Source organism: Comamonas testosteroni, from assembly GCF_000761245.1.
Lineage (GTDB): Bacteria > Pseudomonadota > Gammaproteobacteria > Burkholderiales > Burkholderiaceae_C > Comamonas > Comamonas testosteroni_C.
Genome location: NZ_AWOR01000046.1, coordinates 180,631 through 201,187, shown reverse-complemented (window position 1 = coordinate 201,187; position 20,557 = coordinate 180,631). Strand labels below are relative to the sequence as shown.

General features: G+C 60.2%; 19 protein-coding genes and 1 pseudogene. 8 read left to right on the top strand and 12 right to left on the bottom strand.

Annotated elements, in window-relative coordinates; all coding sequences use genetic code 11:
* Window positions 1-661: 661 nt before the first annotated feature.
* The 3 genes from P353_RS12250 (at window position 662) to P353_RS28095 (ending at window position 3,564) form a co-directional block, all read left to right on the top strand.
* The gene (locus P353_RS12250) at window positions 662-1,687 is read left to right on the top strand and encodes a tripartite tricarboxylate transporter substrate binding protein BugE (RefSeq protein ID WP_034369567.1); all 1,026 of its coding nucleotides are present in this window, start codon (window positions 662-664) and stop codon (window positions 1,685-1,687) included.
* Window positions 1,688-1,776: 89 nt separating this feature from the next.
* Entirely contained in the window at window positions 1,777-3,204 is a 1,428-nt protein-coding gene (locus tag P353_RS12245; RefSeq protein ID WP_034369564.1) for a M20 family metallopeptidase, read from the top strand.
* A gap of 216 nt (window positions 3,205-3,420) precedes the next feature.
* Window positions 3,421-3,564 (top strand): DUF3149 domain-containing protein, encoded by a 144-nt coding sequence (locus tag P353_RS28095; RefSeq protein WP_196354055.1) that lies wholly within the window; start codon window positions 3,421-3,423, stop codon window positions 3,562-3,564.
* Window positions 3,565-4,015: 451 nt separating this feature from the next.
* On the opposite strand, the gene P353_RS12240 is transcribed toward P353_RS28095, so the two are convergent.
* From P353_RS12240 to P353_RS12220, 5 genes are all read right to left on the bottom strand, one after another.
* Window positions 4,016-6,253: a putative bifunctional diguanylate cyclase/phosphodiesterase gene (locus tag P353_RS12240; protein WP_034369979.1), complete on the bottom strand. Its 2,238-nt coding sequence runs from the start codon at window positions 6,251-6,253 to the stop codon at window positions 4,016-4,018.
* A gap of 148 nt (window positions 6,254-6,401) precedes the next feature.
* On the bottom strand, window positions 6,402-7,163 hold the full coding sequence (locus P353_RS12235; protein WP_034369562.1) for a GGDEF domain-containing protein: 762 nt from the start codon (window positions 7,161-7,163) through the stop codon (window positions 6,402-6,404).
* Window positions 7,164-7,553 (bottom strand): DUF1987 domain-containing protein, encoded by a 390-nt coding sequence (locus P353_RS12230; protein WP_034369559.1) that lies wholly within the window; start codon window positions 7,551-7,553, stop codon window positions 7,164-7,166.
* 34 nt (window positions 7,554-7,587) lie between these two features.
* Window positions 7,588-8,154: a SiaB family protein kinase gene (locus tag P353_RS12225; RefSeq protein WP_003056041.1), complete on the bottom strand. Its 567-nt coding sequence runs from the start codon at window positions 8,152-8,154 to the stop codon at window positions 7,588-7,590.
* A 15-nt stretch (window positions 8,155-8,169) separates the two neighbouring features.
* Window positions 8,170-9,402 carry a SpoIIE family protein phosphatase gene (locus P353_RS12220; protein WP_034369556.1) on the bottom strand — a complete coding sequence of 411 codons (1,233 nt, stop codon included), beginning with the start codon at window positions 9,400-9,402 and terminating at the stop codon, window positions 8,170-8,172.
* Between the two features lie 251 nt (window positions 9,403-9,653).
* Here P353_RS12220 and P353_RS30175 point away from each other — a divergent pair, with 251 nt between their 5' ends.
* Both P353_RS30175 and P353_RS29915 read left to right on the top strand, forming a co-directional pair.
* A complete protein-coding gene (locus P353_RS30175) occupies window positions 9,654-9,776 on the top strand; it encodes a hypothetical protein (protein WP_269058804.1) in 123 nt (40 codons plus the stop codon).
* Window positions 9,725-9,907 (top strand): annotated as a pseudogene (locus P353_RS29915) (helix-turn-helix domain-containing protein); the annotation flags it as partial. The gene P353_RS30175 and the pseudogene P353_RS29915, both read left to right, overlap by 52 nt.
* A gap of 279 nt (window positions 9,908-10,186) precedes the next feature.
* Here the strand turns inward: P353_RS29915 and P353_RS12210 are convergent.
* Window positions 10,187-10,408 (bottom strand): SlyX family protein, encoded by a 222-nt coding sequence (locus P353_RS12210; RefSeq protein WP_034369552.1) that lies wholly within the window; start codon window positions 10,406-10,408, stop codon window positions 10,187-10,189.
* The gene (locus P353_RS12205; RefSeq protein WP_034369550.1) at window positions 10,405-11,601 is read right to left on the bottom strand and encodes a PLP-dependent aminotransferase family protein; all 1,197 of its coding nucleotides are present in this window, start codon (window positions 11,599-11,601) and stop codon (window positions 10,405-10,407) included. The genes P353_RS12210 and P353_RS12205 overlap by 4 nt, the downstream gene beginning before the upstream one ends.
* A 298-nt stretch (window positions 11,602-11,899) precedes the next feature.
* Between P353_RS12205 and P353_RS12200 the strand changes: the two genes are divergently transcribed.
* From P353_RS12200 to nth, 3 genes are all read left to right on the top strand, one after another.
* On the top strand, window positions 11,900-13,429 hold the full coding sequence (locus P353_RS12200) for a collagen-like triple helix repeat-containing protein (RefSeq protein ID WP_034369549.1): 1,530 nt from the start codon (window positions 11,900-11,902) through the stop codon (window positions 13,427-13,429).
* Window positions 13,430-13,561: 132 nt separating this feature from the next.
* Window positions 13,562-15,268 (top strand): ShlB/FhaC/HecB family hemolysin secretion/activation protein, encoded by a 1,707-nt coding sequence (locus P353_RS12195; RefSeq protein ID WP_198529063.1) that lies wholly within the window; start codon window positions 13,562-13,564, stop codon window positions 15,266-15,268.
* Window positions 15,269-15,357: 89 nt separating this feature from the next.
* Window positions 15,358-16,014, top strand: a complete 657-nt coding sequence (nth, locus tag P353_RS12190; protein ID WP_034369544.1) for an endonuclease III — start codon at window positions 15,358-15,360, stop codon at window positions 16,012-16,014.
* Between the two features lie 56 nt (window positions 16,015-16,070).
* Here nth and cobT read toward each other — a convergent pair whose 3' ends face one another.
* The 5 genes from cobT to P353_RS12165 all read right to left on the bottom strand — a co-directional run bounded on the left by cobT (window position 16,071) and on the right by P353_RS12165 (window position 20,543).
* Window positions 16,071-17,183 carry a nicotinate-nucleotide--dimethylbenzimidazole phosphoribosyltransferase gene (gene cobT, locus P353_RS12185; RefSeq protein WP_034369977.1) on the bottom strand — a complete coding sequence of 371 codons (1,113 nt, stop codon included), beginning with the start codon at window positions 17,181-17,183 and terminating at the stop codon, window positions 16,071-16,073.
* 182 nt (window positions 17,184-17,365) lie between these two features.
* Entirely contained in the window at window positions 17,366-17,794 is a 429-nt protein-coding gene (locus P353_RS12180) for a hypothetical protein (RefSeq protein ID WP_034369975.1), read from the bottom strand.
* A 117-nt stretch (window positions 17,795-17,911) separates the two neighbouring features.
* Window positions 17,912-19,366 (bottom strand): cobyric acid synthase, encoded by a 1,455-nt coding sequence (locus P353_RS12175; RefSeq protein ID WP_034369541.1) that lies wholly within the window; start codon window positions 19,364-19,366, stop codon window positions 17,912-17,914.
* Between the two features lie 3 nt (window positions 19,367-19,369).
* Complete coding sequence (locus P353_RS12170; RefSeq protein ID WP_034369538.1) at window positions 19,370-19,771, bottom strand: DUF3037 domain-containing protein; 402 nt, start codon at window positions 19,769-19,771, stop codon at window positions 19,370-19,372.
* On the bottom strand, window positions 19,758-20,543 hold the full coding sequence (locus tag P353_RS12165) for a HipA family kinase (protein ID WP_034369972.1): 786 nt from the start codon (window positions 20,541-20,543) through the stop codon (window positions 19,758-19,760). The genes P353_RS12170 and P353_RS12165 overlap by 14 nt, the downstream gene beginning before the upstream one ends.
* Window positions 20,544-20,557: the final 14 nt, after the last annotated feature.

Here is a 20,557-nt window from a genome sequence, read left to right as displayed (position 1 = left end):
GAATCAATATAAAGCAGCATTTGGAATGCGCGGGCCGCTCGTCCGAGCGTAGCCACCATTGTGCACACAATACAGCCCTTGTGCCCCAACACGGCACGACGCAGCTAACAGTCCCAGGCCTTGCCTAGCACTCATTCGAGATTCTGTCCCGGCCGGCGTCCTGCTATGGCAACTAGCGAGCAGTCTGAACTCGACCTCGATGCGATTTCTGGCGCCCAAGCCGGCTAAACAACAGCTGCTGCAGGCAAGGCAATATTGCCGTCGCTAGATCACACCGCCAAGGCAACCTGCCGAGAACACCTCGACGGCAGCTTTCAAGCCATCAACTTGAGAGGTCGAAACCTCCGCTGTCATCGAGCATGACCAAATACACACGCCCCCGTAAGTAGATCCAGCGATGTTGAGCGACATCTCTGTCCCAGGCACTGTCCGTGGAAAACATGATCAATGATCGCGAGAAGCATAAGGGTTTTTACTGGTAAATATCACACCCCACAGAGAGCGCCTCACCAAAGGTATCGACAACGCTTATAGCTAACCGCAAATAGCATGTACTGCCAAGGCTCCGAAATTTCTATATTTCATTTCCATGACGGCAGAATTTCGTGAACAGCACTGATGGTGTAGGCACGCATCGGCCGATATCTTTCAGGAGCCTTCCATGCCCACCTCTTCACGCACTCGCGGCTGCACAAATAGCCTCAATCGCAGCGTCGGCCTGCTCTCGCTGGCGGTTGCCAGCTCCTTGTGGACCCTGGCTGCGCCGCAGGCGCTGGCCGCTGACGCCTATCCAAGCAAGCCTGTCAAGCTCATCGTGCCTTTTGCCGCTGGCGGCTCCACCGACATCGTGGCCCGCGTGATTGCCGAAGGCATGCGCACCACGCTGGGGCAACCAGTGATCGTGGACAACAAGGGCGGCGCTGGGGGGCTGATCGGCAGCGAGGCCATCGCCCAGGCAGCTCCAGATGGCTACAGCATTGGCATGGCTACCGTGAGCACAGCCACCATCAACCCCCTGCTCTACAAACGCGCCAGCAAGATTGAAGGCAAGCTGCTGCCGGTGGCCAATCTGGTGACCATGCCTTCGGTCTATATGGCCCACCCAAAGATGGGCGTGAACAACTTCAAGGACTTTCTCGCCAAGATCAAGGCCCAGCCAGGCACCTACAGTGCCGGAGTGCCGGGCCTGGGAACGCTGGGACATCTTATGGTTGCCTCGTTCAACGAAACCATGAAGACCCAGATCCAGATCGTGCCCTATCGCGGCAACGGCCCTGCACTCAATGATGCCTTGGCCGGCATGGTTCAGATCATGACCGACCAGTTGCCCTCGGCAATGCCCCAGATCAAGGGTGGCAAGCTGCTTCCCGTGGTGGTCGCCTCACATGGCCGCTCACCCGACCTGCCCAATGTTCCGACCTTCAAGGAACTGGGCTACGACGAACTCAATGAACTGGGCATCAGCTGGTTCGGTTTGGTCGTCCCCAGCAGTACACCGGCCCCCATTGTGAAGCAGTTGCAGGATGCAGCTGTCAAAGCAGTCCACCTGCCCGAGGTGCAAAAGCACCTGAAGAATCTAGGCGCCACGGCGACCGAGGCGGCGCCCTCCCAGTTCCCAGCCCAGATCGCCGCCGAACTCAAGCGCAACAAGACCCTGCTTGACAAGGCCGGCGTCAAGCCCGAATAAGAGCCCCCCTGCAGCCGACACTCGCTGCAGCCGGCCGGTTGCTTCTTCATGCCCTATCTTCTTCACCACAGCTCAAGGACCCTTTTGCCATGCAAGCGATGAGCGCCCTGCACGATTTCTTTCAACGCGAGACACCGCGCATGACGGCATTGGCCGACCAGATCTGGTCTCTGGCCGAGCTGCGCTATGCCGAGAACGCTTCGGCCCAACTCCACATCGATGCGCTGCAGCAGGCTGGCTTTCGCATCACCCGCGATGTAGCAGGCATTCCCACCGCCTTCATGGCCGAATGGGGCGATACCGGCCCGGTCATTGCCTTGCTGGGTGAATACGACGCCCTGTCAGGCCTGAACCAGCAAAGCGGTGCTCTGGTGTGTACCCCATCCACCGACAGCCCCGGTCTGGCCGGCCACGGCTGCGGCCACCATCTGCTGGGAACTTCTGCGCACTTTGCCGCTATTGCGCTGCAACAGCACCTGAAAAGCACCGGCACGAGCGGACGCGTGCGCTATTACGGCTGTCCAGCCGAGGAAGGCGGCTCCGGCAAGACCTTCATGGCCCGCGCCGGCGTGTTCGATGATGTGGATGCAGCACTGACCTGGCACCCAGCCAGCTACACCGGTCTGTTCAGCCAAAGCACGCTGGCCAATATTCAGGCAAAGTTTGTCTTCCACGGCAAGGCATCGCATGCCGCGCACTCGCCCCACCTGGGCCGCAGTGCCTTGGATGCAGTGGAGCTGATGAACGTGGGGGTGAACTATTTGCGCGAACACATGCCCTCGGACGCCCGCGTGCACTACGCCGTCACCGATAGCGGTGGCCTGTCACCCAATGTCGTGCAAGCGCGCGCCGAAGTGCTGTATCTGGTGCGGGCAGCACGCAACCACGAAGCCACCGAACTCTATGAACGCGTGCAGAACGTGGCTCGCGGCGCCGCGCTGATGACGGACTGCAAGCTCGAAATCATCTTCGACAAGGCCTGCTCCAACCTGCTGCAAAACAGCACGCTGAACGGCGTGATGCATGCGCAGATGCAGGCACTGGGACAGTTGCAAGCCGATGCACAGGCGTATGCTGTTGCCGGTCAATTCCAGGCCACGCTGGACAAAAACGATGTCGATGCCGTCAGCCGTCCCTTGGCCAGTGTGCTGCGTGGCAAGGTACCGGCCATTTTTGAAGGTCTGACGCCCTACGACCCGAACGCCAAAGACATCATGTTCGGATCCACCGACGTGGCCGATGTGAGCTGGATCACGCCCACGGTTCAGGCCTGGGTGGCCTGCTATGCTTTCGGCACGCCGCTGCACTCCTGGCAGATGGTGTCGCAAGGGCAGTCCGGCCTGGCTCACACCGGCATGGTGCACGCCGCAAGAATTCTGACCGCCACCGCTGTGGAGCTGTTCGCCCAGCCCGAATTGCTGGAACGCGCCAAGGAAGAACTAGTGCAACGCCGCGAGGGAAAGCCCTATGTCTGCCCCATTCCTGCAGAGGTAGCTCTGCCCTTTTTGCGAAAGTAAGTTGGCAACGCCTCCCTCCTCTGGACGAAATTCCGGCAACTTCAAAGCAAAAGTCCCTAAAAACGCCCGCCAGGATTGAGGATCCTCCATGCGAGCCAGCTTGCTCTGCCTCAAAGCGGCAGCAGCCGAAGCTTGATGCAGCACAAGCCCCCGGCCAGGCCGAGCAGCCATAGTGAGACATGCCGCAAGACTGCGGAAACTCAACAGGGAGGCACCATGAAGCTGATGATCGATCTCTTTTCCACCGACTACGGGCTGATGAGCCTGGCCGTGATTGTGCTGATCCTCGTCATGGCCGCTTTCTTCACCCGCCTCTTCCTGGGCAAGATGAAAAACGTTGCAAACACCCCGCTGGAATAGTCCCGAGCTTCGCTGCATGCTGCGTAGGTACTGCCTTGAGTTGCTGGCGGGATAACTTGGATTGAACGCAAAAAGCCGATGAGTTCGCTACTCCTCGGCAATTTATATATCCAGGACGAATGAGTCAGTGCAAGCTCTCTCAGCCCCTCTTGCAGGGGCTTTTTTCTTGCCAGGATTTTCTGCGGATAGTGTCGAACACTTGGCTATTGTGTTTCAAGGCATTCTTGAATCTTTACACGTCAGGAAGCAAGAGTCGACCAAGAGTGCTCGGGGCATTTACTTGCCGAAGAAAATCCAGCTGCAGTGAAGCGCGCGCCACAGGTCCACCCCAACACTTCGGGTTCAGCGCCACAATCCGCCTTGCCAGCGGCGAACACCACGTTGGCCACATAAAGACCGACATCCAGGAATACCTGTACACCAGGGCACAAGCAGGAAGAAAGCGCCAAGGTCAAGCGCATGTATGCCGGTCCCTGTCTCGCACACCATGTCTTGAGGAGCTGCTTACTGCAGGGAGGACCGCCGCTACTGATTGTTCCGCACCGAACTCGGCAGCACCCCGTGAATCAAAAGAGAGTTCGACCGGTGGCGCTATCAGCTGGGTGCGACTTTCTGCGTCTGCATCGAGGCAATGCGCCTGAAGCCATTCCAGGAGAGCGCTCTTGTTCATAGGCCTCGCGATGTGATAGCCCTGTCCTTCATAACAATCCATGGCGAGCAATGCATGGCACACAGTGGCGTCCTCGATTCCTTCGGCGAGCACGCTCAGCCCGAGCTTGCGACCCAGTTGAACGACCATTTCCGCTATCCGTGCGCCGTCCGGTTCGCTAAGCTGACACACAAAGGAACGGTCAATCTTGATCCGATCCAGAGGAAGCTGCTCCAGATAGCTCAGCGAAGAGTACCCGGTACCGAAATCATCGATGGCGATGGAGACGCCCTCTGCCCTCAGCGCCGACAGCGTTGATTTCAGTAAATCCGTGGGAAGCGCCGCCACTGATTCGGTGATCTCCAGCTCAAGGTGATCCCCTCGCAAACCACTGCTGGCGAGTGCTGCGCACACGATCTCAAGAAATCCAGGGTCCTGAAGCTGCACCGTCGAGACATTGACGGCGATGCGCTGAGGCGCGACTCCTGCATCCAGCAATTCGCGCATCGCTGCACATGCGGCCATGAGCACCCATTGGCCAAGGGCCACAATCAGACCCGAGTGCTCGGCAACAGGGATGAACTTGTCCGGAGGCACGAATCGGCCATCCTCCGTACGCCATCGCAGAAGCGCCTCAATTCCAACGACGCTACGCGTCACCAGGTTGAGCTGAGGCTGATATACCAGAAACAGTTCCCGGTTCTCGATCGCCTCTCTGAGTTCGGACAGCAGCAATGCCCTGGATCGCGCCTCGGCGCCCATCTGATCGGAGTACCGCAGCACCTGACCGCGGTGATCTCGCTTCGCACGCTTGAGTGCAATCGTGGCATCCTTGACCAAGTCCGCCCCTGCTCGAAACTCTTGAGGCAAAAGCACATAGCCACAGGTGAGCGAGACCTTGTAAGGAGCCCCATCAATACTCAGCGGTTGGCGCACGCACTCCAGCAGACGCCTGGGCTGCACCTGTCCAATAGCCCCCAATACCCCGAAGGTGTCCGCACCCAGCCTGGCCAACAGCACATCGCCTGGCAGCACATCTTCAAGACAGCGAGCAACGCGCTCCAGAAGACGGTCCCCGAACAGATGCCCCATCAGGTCGTTCGTGGCACTGAAATCGTCAATGTCGATCAGCGCCAGAATGTAGTCGTGCAAGCCCTGTCTTGCGCATTCATCGACTGCCTCGACGAAATGGGCGCGATTGGGAAGATTCACCAGAGGATCATGATAGGCACTCTCTTTCAGGCGCCCGAGCAAACCGCGGTTATGCAGCAATGTGCTCAGGTTAGCACAGAAGACATCCAGCAGTTGCGGATGCAGCACGGCGTGGTGCCTGGGCACATCGATAAATACCACGAAGTTCTGTCCATCGTCGTGGCCGATATGCAGTGCCAGCCCGCCAGTCTCGCCATAGACATTGCAGCGGCCTTCAACGGCCTTTCTTAGTAAGCCTAGTTCCGATGTCTGCGGCAACAACTCCAGAGGACGCCCGATCAGCTCGGAGAATCGGCCCGTTGCCGCCTGCACGAAGTAGCAGCCGTCGGGATTGGCCACCTCCTGAGCACACACCACACCTACTTGCACAACCTTCAGCAAAGCCGCCAGCTGTGTCAGTACGCCGGATGCGAATTCGTAGCAATCCTTGATCTCCAGCAGAGATGCACTGGATCGCAGAACATGCTCCAGGCCGCCTCGGCTTGTGTCCGCCGCGCACAGCTGTTTGTAGGAGCGAACTGCCGTGGCAACGATGACGTGCAAACGATCCGCAGTCAGTTCCGCTCTAGTTCTGTAATCACTGATGTCATTTTCAATCAGTGCATCGAGCCCGGGCTCCTGCCCCGGTTGGCCGGACAGAAGAATGATGCGGGTATTGCGCAGGGCCGCAGCATGGCGTATGAAATGCACCAGATCGATTCTCACGCCCGCCCGCTCCATCGCAAGATCGAGTATGACCACGGCTAGGTCGGCTTCGCTCAGAAGCAGCTGTCTTGCCTCGTCGCCAGAAAACGCATTCAAAAATAGCAGCGGGCGCTCGAACAGCATCTGCGCATCCAAAGAGGAACGGCTTGCCGCGTGAACCTCTGGATCTGCGCTCACAATGAGGATGCGCCACCTTGGTCCAAAGGCCGAGTCTGCGCTTGGCATTGCATCGGCGGAGACCAGGCGCGACTGATCCCCCCTTGGAGCTAGCTCAGGTCTCATGCTCGAGAGACTGCAAAAAACACGACGAGAGGCAGACCTGGTTGCGTCCGCCACGCTTTGCGACATAAAGCGCTTCGTCAGCGAAGCCATACGCGCTGTCGAAATCGCCGCCCGGAGGCGCCCAACTCACGCCAAAGCTGGCAGTGACAGCACTTCCATCGGGCAGATCGAAATCGCAGATTTCAATCGCGCGCCTGAGATCCTGCGCAAGTCTTTCGGAAACGTCCGCACTCTGACGAGGTAGCACAACAGTGAACTCCTCACCGCCGACCCGGCCGATCTGCGCTGAGGAAGGCACCACGGCCTGAAGACAGGCAACAACGCCGAGGATGACCTTGTCACCCGTCGGATGACCAAAACTGTCGTTGATTCTTTTGAAGTGATCGATATCCAGCACGATCAGTGAAAGATCATCATGTACAAAATACCGGTTCACCAGTTCGATGACGGCAGCCCGGTTCAGGACACCAGTCAGCGTGTCGTGAGTAGCCCGATGTTCAAGCTCTGCCGCTAGGTCCTGAAGCCGGGAATTCAACTGATTCATCTCCAGTTCCGCGCGATCGCTGCGGCGCACCAGTCGGCGTGTTTCTCGCAACAGCCTTTCGTATGCAAGAAGCAGGTCACCCAAAGCCTGTCTGCATTGAGATGGCGCTGTGCAGGCGCAGCCGGTATGTGCCGCTCGCGCAGTCAACAGCGCCTGGTTCTCTGCTTCAAACAGATCTGGCGCCGCTGAAGTGCCAGGGCTGTCCATTCAGGTTGCTCCAACTGGATGGGCGACAAACTCGAGAGCGGGAAAATCCTCGCTCAGCTCCTGCCCGAACTCAAGAATCGTGTCGTCTTCTTCATCGTGATACCAGTTGAGCACCACGTGATTACCGGCCTCTGCGCAGTTGCTCAAAGCCTCTATCAAATTGAAGAGCATTTTGGTGCTGGAGCTGTTGAAATACGCCAGCGCAATATTCACTTCGATCTTTGTCTCTATCTGTGCGGACAGGTAGTCCTTGAGCCGAGAAATGATGTCGCTGTAGAAAGCTGCAGCATTTTCCGGATAGGACTCGCCGCGCATGCTCAAGGTATGCGCATCAAAAATGAAATCCACCTCGGGAGAGCTGGGCGTTGGGGCAATGTAGAGGTTTTCCATCAGTTTTCTTTATTCGTTGACGGTCTCGCCGTGCCTATATGGCTGCCTTCAGGTAGAAGACAGGCGAGTCGCCAGACTCCGCGTCGAAGTCGAACTCCAACGGCTCCCTGGCATCCCGGGCAACGGTCAAGAAACCCATGCCCGCACCCTTGCTTCCCTCAGGCGTCTCCTCGCGAAGTGTCTGTCGATAGGCTTGCTTGATCTCTTCAAGCGTCATGCTCCGCAGTGCATTCAGTTTCACCCGCAGCGCTTCGGCCATCAGTGGCTCAATAGGATTGGCGCAAAGCAGCAAAAAGCTGCCGTCCTCCTCTCGACGAATGCAGACCGAGCCATGACGTAGCTCCCCGTTGTTCAGACTGGATGGAGTCAGCGAATCAGCTGAGTAGTGAATGATGTTCTGCGCCATCTCCACGAACGAGGAAAACAGCTTGCGTCGGGTTGGAGCGGCAACCCCGGCAACTTCAAGCTGCAACTTCACTGCATCGGCCATGGCCGCAACGATGTGCTGCGAGAAATACCCGACGTAGTAGAAAATGACTTGGTGCTGACGCGCCAAATTGAAGAAGGATCCGTACTTCTCGGCAATCATGGGGGAAGGCATATATGGGCCTTGAGACTAGGTACGAAAACAGAAAAAAGTCAGATCGTCACGGCGGTGGTGTTCACCTTGCCAGACGCGCAGAGATTCGAGCAAGGCCATATTGATCTCTGAAGGAGATTTCTGTCGATGCTCAAGCAGTGATTCCCGCACCCGGCGCTTGCCAAGAGCGATACCGCGTGGCCCGCCGATCTGGTCAATCAGTCCATCGGTGCTCACAAAGACAAGCGTACCGCGAGGAAGGCTTACCTCCTGGTTGAGCCAGGCAAAATCGATCTCGCTGTCGACATAGCCGACTCCCTTGCGCTGCCCCTCCAGCATCTCAACAGTGTCCGCATCAGGGCGCAGCAGGAACATGGACAGCCGTGCGCCCGCGAAGGTCAAGCGCCCGCTTGCGGGCTCAAACCAGAAGCAGGCCGCATCCATGCCGTCGTCCGAGCCCGGTGTTGCGTCCTGACCGTCGACTTGACCCAGCATCTGCTTGATGCCGCGATTGACATGACCCAGCAGACTGGCCGGATCGCGGGACCCGTTCTGCCCTATCGCCTGGTTGAGGCTGGTCGACGCAATCAAGGTCATGAAAGCACCTGGCACGCCATGCCCCGTGCAATCAGCCACGGTCGCAAACCAGCCATCGGTGTCGGTGCTGAACTGGTAGAAATCGCCACCGACAATGTCACGTGGCTCCCACACCAGATGTGCGTCGGGACAGGCTCTTGCGAGCGCATCCAGGGAGCTGCGAAGTGTCGACTGCTGAATCACGCTGGCATATTCGATGCTGTGCATGATCTGGCGATTGCGCGAAGCCTGCATATCCGCCACCACCCGCATGAGCTGCAGCCCATTGCCCGTTCCGACAAACACACCATCTCGGGTAATGATGAAGCCGTCAGACAGCGCTTTTTCGCCGTACTCCACGGTTTTGAAAGTCAGCGCCTCGATGTCCAAAGCTGCATCCACGATCAGCGGCTCTTTGTCCATGAACGCGATACAGCTCTTGCGACCATAAAGTTCCATGCGGAACTGCTTGCTCATCTGCGACAGGAAGATGTTGCGGTTGATGAGCCCGATGGGCTGTTTGCCTTCAACAACGGGAAGGCTGACAAGGTCACGGTAGCGGCTGAAAACCTCCATGACTTTCTCATTCGTGTCATCAGTCGTCATGCACGGGACCTCAGTGCAGAGGTCGGCAGCACTCGGTGGGCGAAAGCGTGGCCGGAAGTCGCTCAGATACTCGGGGATTTCAGGCATGCAGCATCGCCATAGGAATCATTGTGAGTAAATGTTACGCACGCTATATGGCGATTTCATGACAACGCAATAGTGAAGCCATTTCACTGACACATTCAACAGTTCACAGGAAGGAAACGGCCTCCTGCAGCCTTTGTGGAGTTTCAGCAAAGACGCTTTACAGCGCAGGTTGAGTGCACACGTAATCAAAAGAGATTCCAGCATTGAACGCTGCATAGAAGCATCCTGCTTGTGACTGGAATCAGCGCCACGTGACTTCCGCTCCCCTGCACCCTGTTCTAGGCGGTATCGTCATCGCCAGCGTTGTGTGGACGTTCGATGCCTGCCGCTATACCGAGCTTGGCATTCCAGGCTTGGGGCGAGCGTTTGGCTAACCCATTCAGCCTTACTGGACAAGCTGCTGGAATCGGGCCTGCCCCTGGTACAAGTCGCCGAGAATTGCGGCTACGAATCGGAGCGCGTCTTTGCCCGCGCCTTCAAGCGCTGGTGCGGCCTGCCGCCACGCGCCTACCAGCGCAAAAAACCAGGCTCTCTGAAAAAAGCTTGCGGCGCTGAAATAGGACTGTGCCGCCCTTGCCGGGCCGGCAATCGCTGGCTCGAGCCGCCGGCCTCCCTCAAACTTAGAAATAGGCACTCTGCGATGCGCCGCCCACGATCTCATGCGGGCAAAGCCCGCTTTGCGCCAACAGAGAAGGCAACCGCAGCGGAGATACCTGCGGCTCGAGCCTCCGCAGGCATCTTGAATCTGCCGCAGCTCAAGCGGAAATTCCAGGCGCAGCCGCAGTCAGTAATGCGGCGGCAATTCGTCGCGCAGATTGCGCACCGCCGCACCCCCGCCTTCTGGCGCCTGGCGCTTGAGTTCCCTCACCTCGTTGATCAACAGATCGATCTGCTGCTGCTGGCGGTAGATCGTCATATTGAGTTGCTCGAGCAAATCCTCGGTGTAGCTGGCCTTGATCTCCAACTCCATGATTCGCTCTTGCAGCGCGTCGTGACTGTCGCTCATGCCTTCAGCGCCTTGGCAAGACGAGCAATGCCTGCGCGAATCCTGTCCTCATCAGCCGTGGCAAACGAGAGGCGGAAGGTCGCCGTATCAGGGTTCTGTGCATAGAACGGAGCGCCCGGCACAAAGGCCACGCCCTCTTCAATGGCCTTCTTGGCCAGCACAGCCGCATCGGCCAATTGACCACGCGCACCCGTCAGGCGCACCCACATGAACAGGCCGCCGGCAGGCTGTACAAACTCGACAGCATCGCCCAGTTGCTCGCGCAGCGCATCGCCCATGGTCTCGGCGCGCTTGGCATAGACCTCGCGCACATGGGCCAGGGTCTTGGGCATGGCGCCGGACTTCAGATACTGGGCTGCAGTGGCCTGGGCAAAGGTGCTGGTATGGGCATCGCTGAACTGCTTGCACATCACGGCGCGAGCAAGCAATTCGGGATGTGCAATCAGCCAGCCGATACGCAGACCGGGGCTGAGCACCTTGGACAGGGAGCCGCAGTGAGCCAGCCACTCGCGGCTGCCGGGAACTTCGCGCGTCAGCGACAGCAGGCTGGCAGGAGGCGCTTCATTGAAGTACAGATCGCCGTAGGGGTCGTCCTCCACCACCAGAGTCTGGTACTTGACAGCCAGCTCCAGCACCTTTTTGCGGCGCTCCAGACTCAGCATGGCACCACTGGGGTTGCCGAAGGTCGGGATCAGATATACCAGCTTGGGCTTGTGCTCGGCAATCAGCTTTTCCAGTTCGTCGGTCCTCACGCCATGCTCATCCACAGGGGCGGAGATCACCTCTGCGCCATAGAGGCGGAAACACTGAATCGTGGCCAGGAAAGTCGGGCCTTCGACGATGACCTTGTCCCCCTCGCCCACCATGGTCTTGCCCAGCAGGTCCAGTGCCTGCTGGCTGCCAGTGGTGACGATGAGTTGATCGGGCGCCACATCGGGCACGCCCTTGCCGGCCATAAAAGACGACAGTTGCTCGCGCAGCGGCTGGTAGCCCTCTGTCGCACCGTACTGCAATGCTGCTCCAGCCTCCTGCTGCAGGGCTGCCGCGGAGGCAGCGCTGATGCCGGTTACGTCAAACATGGCGCTGTCCGGAAAGCCGCCCGCAAAGCTGATGATGCCTGGCTTGCCCAGCAGCTTGAAGAGTTCGCGGATCGCAGAGGTTTCTACGTTTTCGAGTCGTTTGGCAAATTGCATACGTTTTCTTGGTTAAAGCGCTACGGAATCTCGTCGCTGCTTGAGCGGCAGATGCCCATTGTGGCGCGCGAATCGCCCCAGAGGCAGGAAATGGCTTTTATGTAGGCGCTATTCCATGCGGCAAGTAATCAAACTCCTACCAAAATACAAAAGTTGATAGCAATTGTTAATTGCGCATAACTTCGTGTCTCAAACTTTGAATTGGACAGCGCCAAGCCTCTGACAAGAACATACGCATACCGATCAACGGACCGCGTATTCGACGGATTTTTTCACTTGTTTTTGGGATGGAGGATTTATGCGTACTACTACTTTTACCGGCAAGGCACTGTCTGTTGCCATTGACGGCAAGACCCCGTTGAGCCTGCGCAGCCTGTGTGCCGTAGCCTTGGTTGCCAGTCTGGCTGCCTGTGGCTCGAGCGGCTCTCTGCGCAGCGACCTCGGACCCGACGGCACCGGGGGCGGAGATGTTGTTGCCGGCGGTGGCACGGGAGGTGGCACGGGAGGTGGCACGGGAGGTGGCACGGGAGGTGGAACTGGTGGTGGCACGGGAGGTGGAACTGGTGGTGGCACTGGAGGCGGTAACACCGGCGGCGGTGATGGCGGCACGGGCAATCCGCCTGTGGCAAACACTCCTCTCACGCCGGTGCGCGACACCGTGGCGGATGTCACAGGAACGCTTTCCGGAACAAGTGGCGTCATCAGCGATGTCAACAACATCGTGACCTCCACTCTGGGCACGGCTACCAACGGCACGCCTCTGAGCGGCGTGGCCCAGCCGGCCAGCGGCATTCTTGGCAATGTGAACAATGCCGTCAACAGCGTGGGTAGCGGCGTCAGTGCGGGTCTGGGCCAGATCGGCAAGACGGCCGACCCCATCGGCACTACCTTGCAAGGCGTGGCTCCCGCTGTGGGCTATCTGGGAGCAGCGGTCAGTTCTGCGGGCAAGACGGTCAGCGCTCTGGACAAACCTCAGCTTGGCGTGGTCGGCGATGTGGCGGGCCTGGCGGGCGGCACGGTACAAATCCTTGGCGCCACCGTTTCCGGTGTCGAAGGCACGGTGGCAAAGCTGACCGGCAACCCACTGGTCTCGGGTCTTACGACTCAGGTCAGCCAGGTCGCCACACCGGTATTGAGCACCGTGCTCGGTACCACCCAGAATCTGGTTCAGACCACGGGCCTGGGCCAGCCGGTTAACAGCTTGCTAGGGACCGTGGGCGGTGTCGTCAATCATGTGGGGGCTTCCGTCACCAGCACCGGGGTTCCCGTTGTTGCGCCGCTGGGCGGCGTGGTCTCGGGTGTCGGCCAGACCGTGGCAGGCCTGGGTGGTGTGGTGACTGGTCCCGGCACACCTAGCGGCGGCCTGCTAGGTGGCGTACTTGGCAATGTCACGGGCGGCGCAGGCGGCTCCGCTGGTGGAGCAGGCAATATTGTCGGCGGCGTGCTGGGCAGCGTCACGGGTCTGGTTGGAGGCGTGACCGGTGGAGCAAGCGGTGGCGGTAATGCCGGTGGCCCTGTCGCAGGAGCAGGCAATATTGTCGGCGGCGTGCTGGGCGGCGTCACCGGGCTTGTCGGTGGTGTCACAGGATCGGCAGGCGCTCCAGCAGGAGGCACCGGCAGTGCTGGCACTGCGGTGACGGGCCTGGTCGGCAACACCGTTGGCGCAGTATCAGGCCTCGTCGGCGGTGTACTTGGCGGCGTGACCAATGTGACTGCGGGCGCAGGGGCCGCAGGTGGCGCAAGCGCCTCGGGTGGCTTGCTGGGTGGACTACTGGGCGGCAATCTGGCGCTCGGCCTGGGCGGTGGAGCGGTAGCCACCAGCAAATAAGGGAAACGGCGGTGGCCTGTGCACCGCTTGAGCCTGGCCCGCCTTCAGGCGGGCTTTTTTACGACAGCCCCATACCCAGTTCTGGGGATGTAGGGAACAATGAGAGTCATAAAAATAGAACAGGAGGGACTTTTGCAGTCAAAAGCAAAACCACAGGGCCGCATCGGCTCCAGGATTCAGGCGTTGGTACTTGCGGCCTGGGCTCCGCTGGCCTGGTCACAGCAGGCAGGCAACCCGCTCAACAGTCTGCCCCAGACCCCCGAATCTGCAAGGAATCTGCAGCAGCCCAAACAGGTATCGGTGCAGATAGACAAGCCTCAGCCAAGTGCCCAGGATCTCATCAACCTCCGGGTCGCAGTACGTGGTGTCAACGTGCAGGGAAGCACGGCGATTCCTTTCGAAGAGGTCAGCGCGCTTTTCACGCCCTTTATCAACGGCACGCATACGGTGGGCGAGCTCAACGCCGCGACCCAGAAGGTCAGCGAACTGTATCAACGCCATGGTTACGCCCTGTCTTTTGCCTACCTGCCGCCGCAAGACTTTGCCAATGGCGCGGTGCAGGTCATCGTGGTCGAGGGCTATGTGCAGAGCTTGAATCTCGAGGGAAATTTCGGCCGCTCCGAGGACCAGATACGCGAAATTGCCCAGCCGCTGCTCAATGAGAGGCCCTTGACCACCAAGACCTTTCAGCACCAGACCCAGTTGATGGCACGCCTTCCCGGAGTGCAGATCACGGCGTCGGCCAATCTGCCGACCACCACCGATGGTGCGGTGCCCCTGGTCATCAAATCCAAGCACAAGCCCATTGCCGTCACCGTCGGGGGCGAGGCGCGCAAGCCCACGCCGCGCATCATTGCCTCTCTCACCCTGAATGACCCCTTGTGGGCAGGCAGCCAGCTTCAGGCTTCGGCGATGTTGCAGAACCCCGACAAGGAGCGTTTCGGCAGCATCGGCTTCACTCAGCAGCTGACACCCGAGGGCACGCAGGCACGTGTCAGCTATTCCGACTACCGCAGCTTCAACCCGCCGGCAACGCGCGTTCCCGGCATTGATGACCTGACACAGCAGCGCAAGCTGGACTTCAATATCAGCCACCCATGGATCTTGAGCAACACCACACAGCTCAGCACCACGGCGGGTCTGTATGCCATCAATTACAGCCGTGAACTGGCCGATAGCCAGGCCTCCCTGCTGCGCGAGGAAAAGGTTCGCACGCTCTATGCGCAAATGGCCTGGGCGTCCTTTGGCAAGAACACCACACGCTCGGCTTCGGTCTTGCTGGCCCACGGCCTGGACAGCCTGGGTGCCTACAAGAATCTGGACCTCTACTATCGCCAGGGCTTGCTGCAAAAGTTTGAAAACTCGGCCAAGCTGGACTTCACACGCATCACCGCAGACTATGCACAGCGCCATCGCTTCGCCAACAAGATGGGCGCCGCTTTTGCCGTGGGCGGGCAATACAGTGCCGACATTCTTCCCGTCCCGGAGAAAATCTCCTTTGGCTCCACCCGCTACGGCCGCGGCTATCAGGCTGGCGAGTTCTCTGGCGATTCCGGCGTAGGCGCCAGTGCCGAGCTCAACTACCAGTTCCTCATCAACCAGGCCTGGATTAAGTCGGCCGAACCCTATCTGCTCTATGAGTGGGCACGCACGCATCAGCAGACCAGCGGTGTCAAAGGCAATACGCTGCGCTCTGCCAGCCTGGGGCTGCGCCTGTCCGACAGCCGCCACTACGCACTGGACCTGGCCATGAGCAAACCGCTGGGCGATCGCTCCGTCAACAATCCTGATCGGGAGCTGCGCTACAGCCTTGTGTTGAGCTACAACCTGGACCCCTGACTCGCCGCAGCGCCACCCGCCGAGCCGCTGTATATCGCAGCGGCTTTTTCTTTATTCCTCCCCCTGAACGACAAGCCACAATATCGCCCATGAAGAAAAACGATATAGCGCCGTTTTTTGCAGCGCTCAAGGCCGCCAACCCCACGCCACAAACCGAGCTGGAATACACCACGGTGTTCGAGTTGCTGACCGCCGTACTACTGTCTGCCCAGGCCACCGACGTAGGGGTGAACAAGGCCACGCGCAGGCTTTTTCCTGTTGCCAACACTCCGCAGGCTATTCTGGATCTGGGGCTTGATGGGCTGGAGAGCTATATCAAGACCATAGGCCTGTACCGCAGCAAGGCAAAGCACCTGATGGAGACCTGCCGCATGCTGGTTCAGCTGCATGGAGGCACAGTACCCAGAACCCGCGAAGAGCTGGAAGCCCTTCCCGGTGTGGGCCGCAAGACCGCCAATGTGGTGCTCAACGTGGCTTTCGGCCAGCCCACCATGGCCGTTGACACGCACATCTTCCGCGTCAGCAACCGCACGGGGCTGGCACCAGGCAAGAATCCGCTGGAAGTCGAGAAGCAACTGCTCAAGCGCGTACCCGAGGAATACGCGGTGGACTCCCACCACTGGCTGATCCTGCTGGGCCGCTATGTCTGCCAGGCGCGCAAGCCGCGCTGCTGGGAATGCGTGGTCTCGCAGTACTGCGATTTCACGCCCAAAACTCCGGCACCGACATCAGGAAAAAAGATCTAAAAGCGTCTCAAACGCATACCCATCAAGCTCTTGAAGCTATATTTTTTGCAAGTTCCTCAGCTCTTGGTGCTGACGCCGGCCGATTCAAAGCTGGCCATCTCGTTGAGCATGGTGCAGGCCGAGCGCAGCAGCGGCCAGACCAGGGCCGCGCCCGAGCCCTCACCCAGGCGCAGTTGCCAGTCCAGCATGGGCTGGGCCTGCAGATGAGCCAGCAGGCGGGCATGTCCAGGCTCGCCCGAGCGATGCGCATACACGCAGCGCTGCAGCACATGGGGCTGCAGACGGCTGGCCACCAGCACGGCGGCCGTGGTAATGAAACCGTCCACCACGATCAGGCGACGCTCGGCAGCGGCCTGCAGCACGGCTCCAGTCATGGTGGCTATCTCCAGCCCGCCCATGGCTGCCAGCACGGCCAGTGGATCTTGCACGTCGGCATGGAGATCCAACACCTGCCGAAGCACGGCGATCTTGCGCGCCAGGCCTTCGCTACTCAGGCCCGTACCCACTCCAGTCACTTCCTCTATCGGTTCCGCACACAGACGCGCCAGCAGCAATGAAGCGCTGGATGTATTGCCTATGCCCATCTCGCCCAGCAACAGTGCATTACCCGGCAGCTTCTTGACCAGTTCTCCCCCATTGCGCAGCGCCATCGCACATTGGGCCTCGCTCATGGCCGGGCCCTGGCTGCAGTCTGCCGTGCCATAGGCCACCTTGCGCCGCCACAGGCGAGGCTCATGGGCCTTGGGCAGCTTGTGCGCAGGATCCTGCTCGCGCACCTCAAAGTCGCGGGCCACGCCGCAGTCCACCACATTCAGATCAATCCCGTTCTGCTGCGACAGCACGCTCACGGCGGCCCCGCCGGAGAGAAAGTTCTCCACCATCTGCCAGGTCACATCGACGGGATAGGCCGACACACCCTGGGCGGCCAGCCCGTGGTCCGCCGCGAACACCACCATCTGCGGCGCATACAGACTGGGGTTCTCGCCGCCCACGATGCCCGCAATGCGCAAGGCCAGTTGCTCCAGCACGCCCAGCGATCCCTGGGGCTTGGTCTTGAAGTCCAGGCGATGCTGAACACGGGCTTGCAGTGCCGCATCATGGATGTCCGGCACCTGCGGGCAGGACCAGAGGGTGGACGGTAGGGAATCGGAAAAGGAAGCGGAACTCATGCGTGCAGTCATTCCCGGTGATCAGGCCTGGGTGCCATCCACCACCGGGATGCAGAAGGCACGTGTTTGCGATCCTGCAAGTATCGCGCTTTCATTGCTGACCAGGCACCAAGTTCACCGATGGCCCGCGGCAGATATGAAAAAGGCCCCTGGGGGCCTTGACTGGAGACGCAGCAAAGGCATCAGCGAATGACTTCCTCCACCGTGATTTCGCGCAGGATGCCGCCATCCTTGACCGAGCCGCTGACCGCTCCGTCCTTGACGCGCGCCATACAAGCCTGCTGATCGACTTCGGTCTTGAACACGCCGCAGCGTGCATAGGCATTGCGCTGGTACTGGCTGAGGCCTTGGCCGTCATCGAGCTTACCCTTCTTGGCTTCGGCACTGGCAGCCATCGCCTCGCGCGAAGACGAATTGCTCTCGCGCATGGGTCGCTGGCCCTTTTGATGATGACGGTGGTGGTGCTTCTTCATGGCTGGCTTGGCCGCATCCACCGCAGCTGCCTCAGCCGCCGGCTTGGCCGCATCCGTCTGCGCGCCTGCCATGCCTGCCAGTGACAAGACCGCCGCACCCAAGGCAAGTTGAAGAGTCTGAACCTTGAAAAAAGCCATACGCAACTCCATTCCAGAAAGTGAATAGCTCGGTCAGCTTGCACGCACTCTCAGGCTGGGCTTATCGGTTCAGCGGCTATGAGCCCGAAGGATCAGTCCTACAGCTGCTGCAGGCGCTCAGAGCGCGCCGGGCTCAAACCATTGCTCCACGCCCTGTGCCAGCCGAGCAAACACCTGCTCCAGGCTGGGTGCATCGTGGCCGAACAGCGCGTGAATCACCTCGGCATTTTCAAACAGGCCATGCAGATAGGTGCCGACCACGGCGCTATTGCCTCCTTGCCACAGCATGCCTGGCAGCAGCTCCCGCGCCGGCTGCGCGCCAGCCGCCTGCATGTCGGCGCGCAAGCTGGTCTGGCCGTGGTGGATCTCGTAGCCTCGCGCCGTCACACCGCTAAGGGCACTCCAGGGGACTTGCAGCTCTGGCAATTTCAAGCTCGTCGGCTGCACGGTCTTGTCCTGGGCAAACAGCGTCGCCAGCGGCAGCAGGCCCAGGCCTGCGGCATTGCCGTCCACGCCATGCAGATCGATCAGCGCCTCGCCCAGCATCTGCAGACCGCCGCAAATGCCCAGCACGCGCTTGCCGAGTTCGGCATGGGTGACTACGGCCGCATCCAGCCCTTGAGCACGCATCCAGGCCAGGTCTGCAGCCGTGGCCTTGCTGCCCGGCAGAATGACCCAGTCCGCATCCGCGAGTTGCGCGGGCGAACGCGCCCAGACCACGCGCAGGCCGGGCACTTGCAGCAGCGGCTGGAACTCGTCGAGATTGCTGATGCGCGGATAGGCGATGATGGCAATCGTGGTGTGAACGGCCTGCCCGGCCCCCGCGCTGCCGCGATCATCGAACACGCCGTCCTCCTCGGGCAGACCATGCTGGAACTGCATGGGAATGCAGGCCACGGTGGGCACGCCGGTCTTGTCTTCCAGCATCTGGGGTGCCGGCGCCAGCAAAGCCGCATCGCCGCGAAACTTGTTGAGCACAAAGCCCTTGATGAGCTTTTGCTCGTCCTCGGGCAGCAATGCCCAGGTGCCGTAGAGATGGGCGAAGGCTCCGCCACGGTCGATATCGGACACCAGCAGACAATGCGCGTTGCAATGCTTGGCCACGCGCATATTGACCACATCGCTGGCATGCAGATTGATCTCGGCCGGCGAGCCCGCGCCTTCGATCACTACCACATCGTTTTCGGCACGCAACTCGTCCAGTGCCTGTGCGATCTGCGGCCAGACCTTGAGGCTTCGCCCGCGCCAGGGCATGGCGCTCAGTTCATCATTGACCTGGCCGAACAGCACGACCTGACTGCGCGTGTCGGCCTCTGGCTTGAGCAGCAGCGGATTCATGCGCACATCGGGCACGGTCCCCGCCGCCAGGGCCTGTAGATACTGTGCCGTACCGATCTCGCCCCACTGGCCCTGCGGCGTGGCGACGACACGCGCGTTATTGCTCATGTTCTGCGCCTTGAAAGGCGCGACCTTCAGGCCCTGGCTTCGATAGTAGGCGCACAGCGCCGTGGCCACCCAGCTCTTGCCCGCGCCACTGCTGGTGCCCAGCACCATGATGCAACGTGCTGTCATGTCTTAACTCCCTGCCTGTATGGGCAGCACCACGCGCTGCAGAATTCGGCTCAGCGCCTCGCCAGGATGGGTGCACATGCCCATATGCGAAGGCGAGGTCTGGATGATGCTGCTGCGCTTGGCTGTGAGCCAGTGGTAACGCGCCCGCATGGGCAGTTGCGCGATCGGCCCGCCATCGGCGCGGCCTTCGCAGATGGCCACGATGGAGCCCAGATGACGGTGCACGGCCTCCAGATCCACATTCGGGTCCAGCGCCAGCAGACGCTTTTCATCAAGGGCCACGGCGGCCTGTAGATGGCCGGTGCGCTGGCAAGAGAGGATCACGCCCGCATTCACAAATTCCTCACGCTCCACGCGCGGCACCACGCGCACGATGGCGTAGTCGTAGACCTCATGCGCGAGCATCGATCACTCCTTGCAACCAGCGGCCACGCTCGGCAAGCCGGGCCGCAAAATAATCCACATAGGCCGCGCGATGAGCCTGCACATTCTTGAGCACATCGCCCTCTTTGTCGGCAGCGGCCTGCTCCAGAAAGCAGTCGGGCACCTCGTCCAGAATGCTCTTGAGCACTTCAGGCCCCAGCTTGGCGGCCAGCTGCGCATCCAGCTGTGCCAGCTGGCTGGCCTGCGGCAGCAGCACATGTTCGGCACTGGGCGCAAACGGCTTGGCCGGATCGGAAACCATTCCGTTCCAGGCATGGTGAAAGGTCAGGCTCGCGCCATGATCGATCAGCCAGGGTTGCTTCTGGTACATCAGCATATTGGTGTTACGCGCCGTGCGGTCCACATTGCTGACAAGGGTGTCGAACCACACTAGGCGCGAGGCGAAGTCGTCGTCCACCACGTCCACCGCCGGGTCGAAGTTGATGGAGCCCGGCAGATAGTCCAGCCCCACGTTCAGCCCGTTGCTGGCACGAATCAGGTCCTGGATCTCGGGGTCGGACTCGGTGCGGGACAGATCGCCTTTCAAATGTAACAGCACGATTTCGGGCACCGGCAGGCCCAGCGCACGCGCCATGCCGCCCGAGATGATCTCGGCCATCAGCGCCCGCACGCCCTGCCCAGCCCCCCGGAACTTGAGCACATAGGTGCCCAGATCGTCGGTCTCGACAATTGCCGGCATGGAGCCGCCTTCTCGCAGCGGCGTGACATAGCGCTCCACCAGCACCGAGCGCAGCTTCAGGGTTTCAG

Excerpts from the sequence above, each read along its gene's own strand:
- P353_RS12250 (WP_034369567.1), top strand. The coding sequence starts at position 662 with ATGCCCACCTCTTCACGCACTCGCGGCTGCACAAATAGCCTCAATCGC.
- P353_RS12245 (WP_034369564.1), top strand. The coding sequence starts at position 1,777 with ATGCAAGCGATGAGCGCCCTGCACGATTTCTTTCAACGCGAGACACCG.
- P353_RS28095 (WP_196354055.1), top strand. The coding sequence starts at position 3,421 with ATGAAGCTGATGATCGATCTCTTTTCCACCGACTACGGGCTGATGAGC.
- P353_RS12240 (WP_034369979.1), bottom strand. The coding sequence starts at position 6,253 with ATGCTGTTCGAGCGCCCGCTGCTATTTTTGAATGCGTTTTCTGGCGAC.
- P353_RS12235 (WP_034369562.1), bottom strand. The coding sequence starts at position 7,163 with ATGGACAGCCCTGGCACTTCAGCGGCGCCAGATCTGTTTGAAGCAGAG.
- P353_RS12230 (WP_034369559.1), bottom strand. The coding sequence starts at position 7,553 with ATGGAAAACCTCTACATTGCCCCAACGCCCAGCTCTCCCGAGGTGGAT.
- P353_RS12225 (WP_003056041.1), bottom strand. The coding sequence starts at position 8,154 with ATGCCTTCCCCCATGATTGCCGAGAAGTACGGATCCTTCTTCAATTTG.
- P353_RS12220 (WP_034369556.1), bottom strand. The coding sequence starts at position 9,402 with ATGCCTGAAATCCCCGAGTATCTGAGCGACTTCCGGCCACGCTTTCGC.
- P353_RS12210 (WP_034369552.1), bottom strand. The coding sequence starts at position 10,408 with ATGAGCGACAGTCACGACGCGCTGCAAGAGCGAATCATGGAGTTGGAG.
- P353_RS12205 (WP_034369550.1), bottom strand. The coding sequence starts at position 11,601 with ATGCAATTTGCCAAACGACTCGAAAACGTAGAAACCTCTGCGATCCGC.
- P353_RS12200 (WP_034369549.1), top strand. The coding sequence starts at position 11,900 with ATGCGTACTACTACTTTTACCGGCAAGGCACTGTCTGTTGCCATTGAC.
- nth (WP_034369544.1), top strand. The coding sequence starts at position 15,358 with ATGAAGAAAAACGATATAGCGCCGTTTTTTGCAGCGCTCAAGGCCGCC.
- cobT (WP_034369977.1), bottom strand. The coding sequence starts at position 17,183 with ATGAGTTCCGCTTCCTTTTCCGATTCCCTACCGTCCACCCTCTGGTCC.
- P353_RS12180 (WP_034369975.1), bottom strand. The coding sequence starts at position 17,794 with ATGGCTTTTTTCAAGGTTCAGACTCTTCAACTTGCCTTGGGTGCGGCG.
- P353_RS12175 (WP_034369541.1), bottom strand. The coding sequence starts at position 19,366 with ATGACAGCACGTTGCATCATGGTGCTGGGCACCAGCAGTGGCGCGGGC.
- P353_RS12170 (WP_034369538.1), bottom strand. The coding sequence starts at position 19,771 with ATGCTCGCGCATGAGGTCTACGACTACGCCATCGTGCGCGTGGTGCCG.